Annotated in this window: 9 protein-coding genes and 1 riboswitch; all 9 genes read left to right on the forward strand. The window is 50.0% G+C overall.

Features of this window, described 5'->3' with window-relative positions; all coding sequences use genetic code 11:
• Positions 1–27 precede the first annotated feature (27 nt).
• The 9 genes from PAEVO_RS27345 to PAEVO_RS27385 all read left to right on the forward strand — a co-directional run bounded on the left by PAEVO_RS27345 (position 28) and on the right by PAEVO_RS27385 (position 13622).
• Entirely contained in the window at positions 28–1647 is a 1620-nt protein-coding gene (locus PAEVO_RS27345; RefSeq protein WP_100540643.1) for an extracellular solute-binding protein, read from the forward strand.
• Positions 1648–1812: 165 nt separating this feature from the next.
• Positions 1813–2022 (forward strand): hypothetical protein, encoded by a 210-nt coding sequence (locus PAEVO_RS27350; protein ID WP_100540644.1) that lies wholly within the window; start codon positions 1813–1815, stop codon positions 2020–2022.
• Between the two features lie 233 nt (positions 2023–2255).
• On the forward strand, positions 2256–7370 hold the full coding sequence (locus PAEVO_RS27355; protein ID WP_100540645.1) for a choice-of-anchor I family protein: 5115 nt from the start codon (positions 2256–2258) through the stop codon (positions 7368–7370).
• 163 nt (positions 7371–7533) lie between these two features.
• A complete protein-coding gene (locus PAEVO_RS27360) occupies positions 7534–7905 on the forward strand; it encodes a hypothetical protein (RefSeq protein WP_100540646.1) in 372 nt (123 codons plus the stop codon).
• Positions 7906–8134: 229 nt separating this feature from the next.
• Positions 8135–8301: riboswitch (FMN riboswitch) on the forward strand.
• 135 nt (positions 8302–8436) lie between these two features.
• On the forward strand, positions 8437–9417 hold the full coding sequence (locus PAEVO_RS27365; RefSeq protein ID WP_100540647.1) for a DMT family transporter: 981 nt from the start codon (positions 8437–8439) through the stop codon (positions 9415–9417).
• Between the two features lie 205 nt (positions 9418–9622).
• Positions 9623–10165, forward strand: a complete 543-nt coding sequence (locus PAEVO_RS27370; RefSeq protein ID WP_100540648.1) for a sigma-70 family RNA polymerase sigma factor — start codon at positions 9623–9625, stop codon at positions 10163–10165.
• A gap of 17 nt (positions 10166–10182) precedes the next feature.
• Positions 10183–11229, forward strand: a complete 1047-nt coding sequence (locus tag PAEVO_RS27375; RefSeq protein WP_243390953.1) for a hypothetical protein — start codon at positions 10183–10185, stop codon at positions 11227–11229.
• 541 nt (positions 11230–11770) lie between these two features.
• The gene (locus PAEVO_RS27380) at positions 11771–12736 is read left to right on the forward strand and encodes an ABC transporter permease (RefSeq protein WP_100540650.1); all 966 of its coding nucleotides are present in this window, start codon (positions 11771–11773) and stop codon (positions 12734–12736) included.
• 13 nt (positions 12737–12749) lie between these two features.
• Positions 12750–13622 carry a carbohydrate ABC transporter permease gene (locus tag PAEVO_RS27385; RefSeq protein WP_100540651.1) on the forward strand — a complete coding sequence of 291 codons (873 nt, stop codon included), beginning with the start codon at positions 12750–12752 and terminating at the stop codon, positions 13620–13622.
• The last annotated feature ends 42 nt before the right edge of the window (positions 13623–13664 follow it).

A 13664-nucleotide genomic window follows, 5' to 3' on the forward strand; every position in this document is an offset into this window, starting at 1 on the left:
ATATTTTATGAGGAGGAAATGAAATTTATGGTGATGAGAAAATGGGCTTCACTTACATTGGCAGCCGTGCTGGCAGCCGGATTGCTGGCAGGCTGTGGTAGTAAAAGCGGGGAAGGTGCAACGGATAAGGGGGAAACGCCTCAGGCTAATTTTAACGAAACCGGGATGCCGATTGTGAACGAGCCCCTCAACCTGACATTCTTCACGGGCAAGTCGCCATCGAACGGAAGCAAATTCGAGGACACCCTCGTATGGAAAACCTATCAAGAGATGTCGAATGTGAATGTAACATGGAACCTCATTCCATTCGATACACTGACCGAGAAACGGAACCTGGCGCTGGCAGGCGGTGATTATCCGGATGTATTCTACTCGGCAAGGGTGAGCTCCGCAGAATTGACCCGCTATGGGGGGCAAGGGGTATTTATACCGCTGAACGATCTGATCGATCAATATGCACCGAATTTCAAAAAAATGATGGAACAGTACCCGGATATTCGAAAAGGGCTTACGATGCCGGACGGCAATATTTATTCCCTGCCTTCTTTCTACGATCCTGAGCTGCTCTCCATGTTGATTGGTACACCGATATGGATTAATCAGGAATGGCTGGATCAGCTCGGGATGAAAGAACCGCAGACGACCGAAGAATTCTATGCGTATTTGAAGGCCGTCAAGGAAACCGATCTGAACGGTAACGGACAGCATGATGAGATTCCATTCGCTTCAACAGGCATTACCGGGATCATCGATCACTTGAAAGGCTCTTGGGGACTTGGTACAAGTGGACTTGGCCATAAATTGGTGGACATAGATCCAGACACAGGGAAACTGCGCTTCACAAAGGCTTTGCCGGAGTACAAGGAAATGCTGCAGTTCGTGAACAAGCTGCATCAGGAAGGACTGCTCGATAAAGAAATATTCACGATTGAAGGCGGAGCATTGAATGCGAAAGGGCAGGAGGGCCTGCTCGGCTCCACGATTGTGCCGAATCCGGAGATGGTGATGGGACGCAAAGAATACATCGGGCTAGGGGCGCTTAAGGGACCGCACGGAGATCAGCTCTATTCTCACGTCAAAGTGCCGATGGTTCACGTGGGTGCATTTGCGATTACCGATAAGAACCCGAATCCGGAAGCCACGATCCGCTGGATGGATTATTTCTATGGGGATGAAGGAGCCCAGTTCTATTTCATGGGTAAAGAAGGCGAGACTTATACGAAAAACGCTGACGGTCAGCTCGAATATGTGAAAGAGATTACGGAGAATCCAAACGGATTAACGCAGGATCAGGCGTTGGCCAAAAATTTCACTTGGCTCGGGGGCAGCTATCCGGGCTTTGTGCGGGAGCAATGGTTCAAAGCCTCGGAGACACGCCCTAACGCAATGGCCGCTGCCGAAAAAGCAAAGCCGTATGCTGTAAAAGAGATTCTTTACAATTTTAACTTTACATTGGAAGAGACGGACGTCATGTCCTCGATCGGTAAAGATATTGAGGATTACGTTAAGGAAATGGAAGCGAAATTCGTGAACGGCTCGGCCTCGTTCAGCCAATGGGATGAGTATGTGAATACACTCAACAAGATGGGACTGGACCGATACATGGAGGTTTACCAGGCCGCTTATGAGCGTTACCAGGCGGAGTAAACAGATATAAGAAAGTCAAAAGACGCGGTGCGGGGATGATCCCGTATCGCGTTTTTTAATCACTCCAAGTCATTGGTGAAATATCCCAAAATGAGTGATAAGATCATATTAAATGACAACCAATTTTGGGGAATTACATCACTGAGAGGAGGGAGTGTCAAACGGGTGAGAATCGCGTTTATCGTATTGGGTGTCTTTAAAGGGTTAACTCATTGGTTTTTGAAGCCGAGACGGAGATATACTTCCAATAACAAGGTTGAATGGATGGTTGAGCGGTTGATTCAGGGCTTTTTGATCATGTGGGCCATCCTGTTCATACGTTGGGTTATTTTGATCAGCATAGCAACAATGAGGCATTTTGGAATCATTGATTAAAGGCGATGAGGATGCTGGTACTTGTTCTGATAAGTGGAGTATCACAATACATATGAAGGTGATTTCAAGGTTGGCAGGCAGCTAGTATACAGCTGCCGCTTATAGAAGCCCGGCATGGCTGTCGCGGCTTTTTTGCTGTTTGGCGTCCATTTTACACAAACCGCGAGCTTTATTGAGGATGCGTTAACACTTCTTCCTTACACTTGAAATTAAATAAGGATAGAAGAGGGGATATGGAGTTGAAGCATAAAAGCATGAAAGTAGTCTCGCTGTTGATGGCGGCGGAAATCACGATGGCCTCCCTATTTTCGGCAGGCACCGTGATGGCTGAAGAGGGACAAGAGATACTTCAGACGGCCAGCATGGAGACAGCATCGCAAGACACAGCTATCGCTGCCGTTGATTTCGGCATTACCGATAAGATCCTTCCGGATGCGCATGCAGAAGAAACATATACAGTAACCGTTGATGTATATGGCGGACAAGCACCGTATACCTTCTCGGCAACGGGTTTACCGGCAGGCTTGGATATTACATCCGATACAGGATCCATTACGGGCACGCCTGCTGCTGGACAAGAGGGCGAATATACGGTTGAGGTAACGGTACAAGATAGTGCAGCCGTACCTGCAACGGCTCAGTCACTTGTGAAATTGCAAGTATTGGGAAAACGCACTGATCCGGTGGCTGACAAGCTGGCCATGAAAATGATCGGGCATTATTCCGTAGGTACCTCCAATAAGGATGGCGGCGTTGCGGAAATTGTAAAATACAACAAAGATAACGGGAAGCTCTATCTAGTCAATGGTTCAACCCAGCCGGCAAGTCTCGAAATCGTGTCTCTTGACGCTGACGGCAGCTTGCTGAAGGATAAGCAGATCGATGTGGAAGCGTTGGCAAGCACGGGCGGTTTTCTGTATGGGGACCTCACCAGCGTGGATATCAACACCAAGACGAAGCAGGTTGTGGTCGCTGTGCAGGAGCAGGATCATGCAAAAGCAGGCAAGGTTCTGGTACTCGACTATGACGGTGGCTTGATCAGATCTTATGAAACCGGCATTCAGCCGGATATGGTCAAGTATACGTCCGATGGCCGTTATATCCTGACAGCGGATGAAGGCGAGCCTCGTACGGAGATCGCTCCTGATCCAGAAGGAAGCATTACGATTATCGACACCTTATCAGGCGAAGTAAGTCATTTGAAGTTTGATGACCCGTCGATCATTGACGATCAGGTGCATATTCGCGGACCTGTGGAAGCGGACGGGCAAATTCGCAGCACCGGAACTAAGGGTGATGCTGTTCATGATCTGGAGCCCGAATACATCTCCTTGTCCGAGGACGAGTTGACGGCTTACGTTGCTTTGCAGGAGAATAATGCAGTCGCCGTGGTCGATATCGCCGCGAAGCGTATTCAATCGGTCAAGGGACTCGGGTATAAGGACTTCAATCAACCGGAGAATCAGCTCGACCTTCTGAAGGACGGACAAATCAAGTTTGAGAACGTTCCTTTTTACGGAATGTATATGCCGGACGGAATCGCGACCTACAGCGTGAACGGACAGCAGTATATTCTGTCTGCGAACGAAGGCGATGCAACAGGCTGGGATGAGCGAAGCAATGAAAGTAACGTTGGCAAAATGAAGCCTAATCTGGATCCGTTGTCTCCGGCTGCTCAATTTCTAGCAGACAAGGGAACCGCCTACGACAAGGTTGAAGTTGCCAGCGATATGGGCAATGAGGGACTGTATCTGTACGGAGGTCGTTCATTCTCCATATGGGATGCAGCCGACATGTCCCAGGTGTACGACAGTGGCAGTGATTTTGAGAAGATTACGGCCGAGCGCTTACCGAATCATTTCAATGCCAGCAATGATAAAACCGATCTGGACAGCCGCAGCGCCAAGAAAGGTCCAGAACCCGAATATGTGACGGTAGGTAAGGTAGGACAGAAGACGCTGGCTTTTGTCGGCTTAGAACGCATTGGCGGGGTTATGACGTATGATGTAACGAATCCATCCGACCCTGCGTTTCTGAACTACATCAATACACGGGATTTTAACGGCGGAATTGAGTCGGATTCCGGGCCGGAGGGATTGGACTTTATTCCGGCCGCGGACAGCAAGACAGGACGGCCGCTGCTGCTGGTCGCTAATGAGGTCAGTGGGACGGTGGCCCTGCTGGAGCTCCAGGTAACCAAAATTACGCTGGACAAGACATCGCTGAAACTGAGTCCAGGCGGCGCACAGGAACTATTGCAGGCAATCGTGGAGCCGATCCAAGGCGGCTCAACCGAGCTGACTTGGAGTTCCTCCAATGAAATGGTGGCTTCCGTGGATCCAACCGGTCTGGTCACGCCAGTCTCCGCAGGTGAGGCCGTGATCACCGTCTTGAGCAAGGATGGTTATGGGTCGGCGGTAGTACAGGTTAAGGTAACGGATGGTTCGTCGGAAGGAGAGCCATGGAAATTAACGGTTATGCATACCAACGATACGCATGCACATCTGGCTGAAGTGGCCAGAAGGGCTGCATTGGTTAAACAGGTCCGCAGCGAGGGCGGAAACAGCCTGCTGCTGGATGCAGGGGATGTCTTCTCAGGCGATCTGTATTTTACCAAATGGTTTGGATTGGCCGATCTGGCCTTCATGAACTATATGGGTTATGACGCGATGACGTTCGGTAATCACGAATTCGATCAAGGCACCAAGACGCTTGCAAATTTTGTGAGCAAGGCGCAATTCCCGCTTGTCAGCGCGAATGTGGATCTGAGTCAGGATGCTAACATTTCGCACCTGATTCGTAAGCCGGAGTTGATCGATACCGATCAGCCAAAGACGACGGCAAATAACGGGGTTTATCCTTACGTCACGCTTCTGGTGGACGGTCAAAAGGTCGGGGTATTCGGATTAACGACCGAGGATACGGCAGAGACGTCGAGCCCGGGTAAAGATGTGGTATTCCGTGAAGCGGTGACCTCAGCTCGTGCAACCGTAAAGGCGATGGAGCAGGAAGGGCTAAACATCATCATCGGTCTGTCGCATCTTGGGTACGCCAAAGATCAGGCGCTTGCCGAAGCAGTTGAAGGCATCGACTTCATTGTTGGAGGCCATACCCACACAACGCTCAATGCACCGGAAGTGGTGACGGACAATGAACACGGTACACCAACCGTCATCGTGCAAGCGAATGAATGGGGGAAATATCTCGGCCGGGTCGACTTGCAGTTTGACAAGGAAGGCAATGTTCTCGTCGGAGACGGCGAACTCGGCGGCAAGCTGATTCCGGTAGACCATACGGTCGCGGAAGACACGCAGGCTAAAAATATGCTGGCTCCTTATAAAGCGGAATTGGAAGAGCTAATGAAGCAGGTTATCGGTACTGCAGGAGTGGCGCTTGATGGAAAACGCGAGAATGTCCGCTCCACGGAGACAAACCTGGGCAATCTGATTGCGGATGGCATGCTGGCAAAAGCCAAAGAGCTCAAAAACGCCGATATTGCTCTCACCAATGGAGGAGGTATTCGCGCAGCCATTGATGAAGGTGAAATCACGATGGGCGAGCTGCGTACGGTGATGCCTTTTGGAAATACGCTCTTTGTCATGGACGTCACAGGACAGCAGCTGAAAGACGGACTGGAAAACGGAATTAGCGGTGCCAAATTGGCGGATCTGCCAGGAAAATTCCCGCAAATCGCCGGGATGAAATTTAAATGGGATCCAAACGCCCCGGCTGGTGATAAAGTGTTCGATGTACAGATTATGAAGGATGGAAGCTACAAACCTTTGGTATTGACCGAATCGTACCGGATGGCAACAAACAGCTTTGTGGCCAAGGGCGGAGACGGATATAAATCCTTTGCCGAAGCGATTGCCGAAGGGAAATATAACGAGGATCTGGGTTATCCGGATTATGAAATCTTCATGGAATATGTGACCAAGCTGGGCGGAAAGGTTTCGCCGAAGGTGGAGGGAAGAATTACGGAGCAGAAGAAACCGGCGAATCCTGGCGACGGCTCCTCACCGGGATCAGGTTCAGGATCAGGTGGTTCGGGAGGCGGTTCTGTAACACCGCCGGTATCTCAGCCTAACCCTCCTTCCTCGGGCGGAGACACATCATTGCCAAACGTAATGACAGGCAAGGATCTGATGATAGGCGCTGCAAGCGGAGCTGTGGACCACATTACGGTGAAGGAAGAGGCATGGCAGAAGGCAGTTGCCGGATTGTCTGCGAACGGGCAGCAGGAACTGATTATTCGGGCTCCGGAGTTGAACCGTGCCGCCGAGCTATCCCTTTCGGCAGCAGGTCTGAAGCAGGCCATGGAGCGGAATTCGAATGCGACCCTGGTGCTGGAGACTGCAATTGGTGCCTTCCGTCTTCCGATAACGGCTCTACATTTGGATGAGGCTTTGGAGCCGGCGCAGGGCTCCGGCAGCATCCAAGTGAAAATATCCATGACCCCGGTTGGCAGCAGGGTGGTGGATGCTATGACAAGCAAGGCAGCTTCCATGGGTGCCTCGATGGCAGCGAATGGAGCGCTTCAGTTTGGCGTAGCGGTTGGAGCACCAGGCGCAGAGCAAGAACTGAAGGATTTCGGGAAGCGTGTCATCAGCCGTATCCTGCCGCTGCCGGCAGGGAAAGCTCCGAATTCGGTCACTGCTGTAATCTATGACGCAGAAGCGGGAACCTTCCGATTTGTACCGGCTGCCGCGACGACATGGAACGGTAAACCGGCCATCGAAGTGAAGCATGCCGGAAACGCCATTTATGCACTCCTGCAGTACAAGAAAACCTTTACGGATCTGAACGGCCACTGGGCGAAAGCGGAAATTGAATCCATGGCCTCCAAGCTGCTCGTGAACGGAGTCAACGCTAACTCGTATGCACCGGGCAAGGTGATCACACGCGCCGAGTTTACGGCTATGCTGGTCCGCGCAATGGGACTTAGTCCAATCATCGAGAGCGGAGCATTCAAGGATGTCCAGGATGACGCCGCGTATGCCGGCGAGATCGGCGCAGCGTCGCGTTACGGCTTGGTCGAGGGTGGCACCGGCGGTGACTTCTCGCCAAATGCAGGCATGACGCGGGCAGAAATGGCTGTGATGATCACCCGTGCTATGGAGGCGGTAAGTCCGACAGACCTGCCGAATCAGGGTGCAAATGCCGCTACCGGATTCAAGGATCAGGCATCCATCCCTGCCTGGGCGGCTCCCCATGTAGCCGGTCTTACGGAGCAAGGCATCGTGCAGGGCGACAATCATGGTCATTTCGGAGCACTCGATTCGGTTACCCGCGCCCAAGCGGCACTTGTTCTGAAACGTACTTTGGCTGCATTGAAGTTTATGAACTAAGCGAAACAGGAATCCATTAGAAGTAAAAGACCGTCCTTAAGGTTGCTAAAACCTTAAGGGCGTTTTTTATACCAATGTAAATGGCGAGCGATTAAAGCGAAGTGCTCTGGTACCCGATAATATCTGTAAGTGATAGAATAACGATTGAGAAGGATGTGAGTTCATGCGCATTGAGTCTGCATATACATACTGGAGTCCTGTAAAACGGTTGAACGCTGAATCAGCCCAAGGAGGATTTGAACAGCTGCTCCAGAAGAGCACGAAGGAAGAAGAGGGCAAGGGAAAGCTGATAACCGTAAGGGAAGGCGGTTATTTGCGTCAGTATATGGTTCGGCCGGATGGAAGCAAAATGTTATTAAGCGAGACGAAGCAGTACGAGAGTGAATCTGCCGCCAGTTCATCAAACCTATCGTTGTCGTTGCCTCGGGCAGGCGGAGGAATGGGCCGTAACACCAAGGACGCCCTTGATCTGCTCTGCCTTCAAGCTGGGGTGGTCGGTACCCGTTCTAACTACAAGGTATTTGATATAACCTAAAATGAAAATGGCAGAAAAACATACTGGTAACAAATTGATACTTGCTGTATAATTCTCAGTAAGTCTTGGTTGAACGTGAGATTTTTCATTGTATTCCAGTCTAATTTCAATTATTTTGAAAATAGATGTATTTACATGAAAGGATTCATGCTATAATTTCAATACATCAACTAAGCTTATAGGAATTATCGGTCAATCAGAATATTGCATGAGAAAATAAAACATGAATATGGATCTTCGGGGTAAGGTGAAATTCCTAACCGGCGGTGATGGTTCGTTCCGGCGTGAACGAAACTCAGCCCGCGACTCGCTGCATGCTGGCACGAACAAGTATGCAGCGACTGACTTGGTGCAAATCCAAGGCCGACGGTAAAGTCCGGATGGGAGAAGATCAAAGATGAGTTTGCCGTGGATGCGAAATTTTCCATTCGGGCGCAGGCTTATTTGATCAGCCCCCGTAACGTCGACATATGTCGATGACGGGGGCTTTCTGCTAGTAAGACCTCCGTATTCAAGACAGGAGAGGGCAAGATGAGTAATATGAATACTGGAGTCAAGGTGAAACCCTTTGGTTCCGACGCACAGGCAAGTCGACGTTTTAAAGGAGGGTTTTGGCTCGTCGTATTGGGAGCCGCCCTGTGGGGCGTGGACCCGTTATTCCGGGTCATTCTGCTTAAAAATCTGACTTCGGCTCAGATCGTTTTGCTGGAACATATCATCATTTCTCTGATCGCAATCCCTGTATTGTGGAAGAACCGCGAGGAACTAAAAGGCCTTGGCTGGAATCATGTCGGCGCGCTGCTGTTTATATCCTGGGGCGGCTCGGCATTGGCTACCGTATTGTTTACGATGGGGCTGTCGAGCGGCAATCTGAATGCCGTCCTGCTGCTTCAGAAGCTGCAGCCGCTGTTTGCCATCATTCTGGCCAGCTTGCTTCTGAAAGAGAAGCTTCCGCGCCATTTCGGGATTCTGCTCAGCATCGCTTTGGCGGGCACGTATTTACTGACCTTCGGTTTAACCTTGCCGATTGGGCATTGGAACGAGTTTATTCAAGTTGGCAGCCTCTTGTCCTTAGGCGCAGCAGCGCTGTGGGGCGGTTCAACCGTCATGGGGCGCCTGATGGTAGGCAAACTGAAATACGAGACGGTAACCTCACTGCGTTTCGTGCTGGCACTGCCGCTCCTGACCGTCATTACATGGAGCGAGGGGGCAACATGGAATATGCCAGCCTGGAATACCGGGGCATTTGCCTTGGTATCGCTGAACCTGATCGGCCAGGCATTGCTGCCCGGTCTCCTGAGCCTGCTGGTTTATTATAAAGGATTAACCACGACCAAAGCCTCTGTGGCAACACTTGCGGAATTGAGTTTTCCTATGGTTGGCGTGCTCATCAACTGGATTGTATTCCAGCAAATCGTGACAGGTCCTCAGCTTCTGGGATTCCTGCTGATCTGGATCGTGCTGTTTATCATATCCAGACAGCAATCGGAAGCTTCTCCACAATTACAGTAATTTCATTAGTGCTTGCAGAAAAGCCGATCCGAATTGGATCGGTTTTTTTTGTCGTTACAAAGTTATTCCAATGGGCCTGCCTGGCGAAAGGATCATTTTTTCGAAAGATGTGTAGGGTTTTCGAAATTATAGGTGTCTTATATAGTAGCGCCTGATCTATGGCTTGGTTCAACCAGAGGAGACGGTTATTAAGGGGGGAGGATCCATGGAGGATCGAACGTTGCTGGATGGGCTTGCGAAGAAAGATCCGCGATGTTTTGAAGCATTGGTTGACCGCTATTCACGCTACATAGCCGCGGTGGTCGCTAAGGTGGCAGGCGGGCGGTTTAATTCCTACGATGTGGAGGAAATAGCCGGTGATGTCCTCGTTAAGCTGTGGACAGACGGGCACAAAATCATCCTGCGCGGAGATAGTCTTAAGCCTTATCTGGCCATATCCGCGCGTAATCATACCTTGAATGCCTTGCGCAAAAGACAGCGGGTCATTGAATCCGAATTGGAGGATGATGCCGTATTTTGTCCCTCTGCGGAGGCATTGGCTATTCTCCGTCAGGAGAAGGAAACGATAAGCGGCATGGTGCAGGGGATGGGCGAACCGGATCGTGAAATCTTCATCCGCAGGTACTTCTATTTGGAGAAAGTCCGCGATATTGCAAGCAGGCTGAATATGCAGGAGAAAGCCGTCACCGCCCGGATCCGCCGGGCAAGGGACAGACTGCGCATTCATTATGAAACCGAGAGCCCGTAGGATTTTCTATATGGACCGTGTCTATAGAAATGAAGCTTCAAATCGATAGCGAAAGGGGATGGATGCAAGTGAAGCGGCGAATTGTAGATATTATGGCCAATATCGACAATCAGGAGCTGGAGGATCTCCTCCTTACGGAGGAAGAGGAACGCGAGTTGACGCAGAGGATCGATATGGAACGAATCAAGAGCAATGCGATGAGCAAGATTCAAGAGGAGGAACCTAAGGTGTATAAAAACAGGAAAGTAAAAAAATATAAAGCCAGTATCGTTATCGCTGCCGCGATGATCATGATACTTAGCACGACGGCTTTTGCGAGCCAATATATGGATAGCTTGAAGCAGTTCTTCGGTCAATCTGCGTCCATCGCGGAAGATGAACGATCACCTATACAAGGAACGGATACTGTATCCGGGGTGACCATGAATGTTGAAGAAGGAGTTTATGTCGGCAACAGCGGTTATTTGGTGGTCAGCTTTACGAAAGAGGATGGTACGCCATTCCCCGCGGGTGTTTCGATACCCGGACTTGAGTTGAAAATGGAACATGATGTGAGTTATATGGTGGGACAGCAGCTTCTTGACGATAACAAAAAGCTTGTCGGCGTATTTGAGATGGATGCGGCGAATGATCTCGACGGGCTAAAAGCACGGATCACAGCCGATCAAATCACAGCGGCGGACGACACCCAAGCTGTTGAAGGGCCATGGGATGTTCAATTCACCATTTCTCCTGGCAAGCAAAGAGAGCAAAGCCTGAATCTGGCGATTAATGAGAATGAGGAGGCACTATCTCTCAGCACCATTAGTGTTTCTTCCATCGGTGTGGCTATCGAAGGCAAGCGTACCGACGGTGAGCTGGATAAACTACCGGAATATACGCCGGAGGTTAAGGTGATCGCTGCGGACGGATCCGAAATGATGCTTCGTGTTAGTTCGACCAGTACGACAAAGAGCGGGTTTCAGTGGCTGTATAATTTGGACAGCAAGAATAACCTCGTTTTTCTGGGAGATATGGACATCAAAAGCATCAGCATTGACGGCAACGTGACGGAGCTGAAGTAAATATAGAGGTGGCAGGGGGAAACCTCAAGGGGCAGAAGCGAAGACTTCTGCCCTTTATGCATGATGAAATACCTCAGTAGGAAAGGAATCCGAAAGCCGTGAGAGCAGTAGGCCAAAGCCTGAATGCCCTCTCGGCTTTTTTTTGAGGCTTGGGATGGGAATTTTATAAATGAGAGAAAAATGTATTGAAATTGTGGAAAACGTCCATTAAAATAAAACCAACTACCATACTAGTTATACTAGTATGGTGAAATATGACTCTCTACATAGGTGAGAGAAGCAGCTGGATCACTTTGTTAGTCTAACGTTCAAGATACGGGAGTCTATTTTTTAAACGAACATTGTAAGCGCTTAATATTGGAGGGGGGATTAATAAAGGCGGGACATTACCCTGCCGTAACGGTTACAGCCTGCCTATAGCCACAATAAATGAAAGCGATTTCCTGGGTTTATTGAATGAAAGTGGATCATGAAACACGGCCGTATTCCAAGAATGAAGAGGTGTGAGAAGAGGTCGTACGGATTGGAGTGAATAACGTTGATGGAGCCAAAAGTTGCAAATCATTCCTTGCCAGCCGTGAAAGCGGCCAAGAAACCACCCAGACTTAAAACCGTTGCTGTCCTCGTCCGGAAGGATTGGCAGTTGTATTCCCTATTGATATTACCGGTGATGTACCTGCTCATTTTTAAATACGGACCGATGATTGGCAATGTGATTGCTTTCCGGCGATTTATGCCCGGAGGCAGTATCTATGGGGAGAAATGGGTAGGAGTGCATTATTTCAACATGTTTATCCATGACCCTGCGTTCTGGAATGTGTTCAAGAACACCCTGCTGCTCGGTGCGTTATCCCTGCTCTTTACGTTCCCGGTCCCCATCATCTTTGCACTGCTGCTGAATGAGGTGAAGAGCAAGCGATTCAAGAAATTCGTCCAGACGGCTTCTTATCTCCCGCACTTTCTGTCCATCGTTATCGTTGCCGGGATGATCCTGCAATTAACGTCGGTCAATGGCTCCGTTAACTCGCTGCTGGAGCTTTTTAACGGAGAGCGAATCAATTTCATGCAGCGGGCCGAGTGGTTCCGGACGATTTATATCTCTTCGGAAATCTGGCAGGGCATGGGCTGGGGCGCGATTCTGTATCTGGCCGCGTTAACGACGATTGATGAATCCCTGTACGAGGCGGCCAGGATTGACGGGGCCAACCGATGGAAGCAAACGCTGTTTGTCACGATTCCGGGCATCCTCCCGACAATTGTGACGCTGCTGATTCTGAATATGGGAGCGTTCCTGGCGGTAGGGTTCGAGAAAATATTGCTGCTGTACAATCCGGTCATCTATGAGACGGCCGACGTTATCTCGACTTACTTGTACCGGGTCGGTCTTGTATCCAACAACTTCAGTTATGCCACAGCCATCGGACTGTTCGAGTCCGTGATCGGACTTATATTGGTCTTCTCCGTGAATGCGATCTCGCGAAGACTGACGGATCGAAGCTTATGGTAAGGAGGGAGCGTATATGAAGGAGTCAAGATCCTATAAGGTGTTCAAAGTGTGTAATGCCATCATCCTGCTGTTCGTTGTCTTTATCACGCTGTACCCCTTCCTGAACGTAGTCGCTCAATCCTTCAGCAGCGAGTCGTATATCAACTCAGGGAAGGTCAACCTGATTCCCAGGGGCTTTAATATCGATACCTACAAAACCGTGACCAAAGACGCCATGTTCTGGACGAATTACAAAAACACCGTCGTTTACAGCGTGGTCGGCACCGCGATCTCCATGTTCTTAACGACGATTTTTGCTTATGCCTTATCCAAGAAAAGGCTGGTCGGCCGCAAGTTTCTAACGATGTTTGCCGTATTCACGATGTTCTTCAACGGTGGGCTGATCCCGAACTATGTACTCATTAACAGCTTAGGCTTCAGCAACTCGATCTGGGCCATCGTAATCCCGGGAGCCATCAGCATCTACAACATGCTCATCATGAAATCCTTTTTTGAAAATATGCCGGAAGAGCTGGAGGAAGCCGCGGCCATTGACGGCCTGAACACCTACGGCATGCTGTTCCGGATCGTGCTGCCCTTAAGCAAAGCGGTCATCGCGACCATGGTCCTCTTCTATGCCGTCGGGCACTGGAACTCCTGGTTTCCAGCCTTTCTGTACCTGGATCAGAAGGAGCTCTTCCCGGTCACGATCTATTTGCGGAACATGATAGCGGGCGCGACAGGCGTGACTTCCGCCGGTGCCACCTCGGCCGATAATCTGACGCAGATATCCGCCAATATCAAATCGGTGACCATGGTGCTGACCATTTTGCCGATATTGACGATTTACCCGTTCGTGCAGCGTTATTTCGTAACCGGCATCATGCTGGGCTCCGTCAAGCAATAGGATCATCCGATTGGCCATTATTGAAATTTTGGGGGGAATAGG

Origin of the sequence: Paenibacillus sp. GM2FR (genome assembly GCF_002803325.1) — a bacterium.
Lineage (GTDB): Bacteria > Bacillota > Bacilli > Paenibacillales > Paenibacillaceae > Paenibacillus_AQ > Paenibacillus_AQ lautus.

Excerpts from the sequence above, each read along its gene's own strand:
- PAEVO_RS27345 (WP_100540643.1), top strand. The coding sequence starts at position 28 with ATGGTGATGAGAAAATGGGCTTCACTTACATTGGCAGCCGTGCTGGCA.
- PAEVO_RS27355 (WP_100540645.1), top strand. The coding sequence starts at position 2,256 with ATGGAGTTGAAGCATAAAAGCATGAAAGTAGTCTCGCTGTTGATGGCG.
- PAEVO_RS27360 (WP_100540646.1), top strand. The coding sequence starts at position 7,534 with ATGCGCATTGAGTCTGCATATACATACTGGAGTCCTGTAAAACGGTTG.
- PAEVO_RS27365 (WP_100540647.1), top strand. The coding sequence starts at position 8,437 with ATGAGTAATATGAATACTGGAGTCAAGGTGAAACCCTTTGGTTCCGAC.
- PAEVO_RS27370 (WP_100540648.1), top strand. The coding sequence starts at position 9,623 with ATGGAGGATCGAACGTTGCTGGATGGGCTTGCGAAGAAAGATCCGCGA.
- PAEVO_RS27380 (WP_100540650.1), top strand. The coding sequence starts at position 11,771 with ATGGAGCCAAAAGTTGCAAATCATTCCTTGCCAGCCGTGAAAGCGGCC.
- PAEVO_RS27385 (WP_100540651.1), top strand. The coding sequence starts at position 12,750 with ATGAAGGAGTCAAGATCCTATAAGGTGTTCAAAGTGTGTAATGCCATC.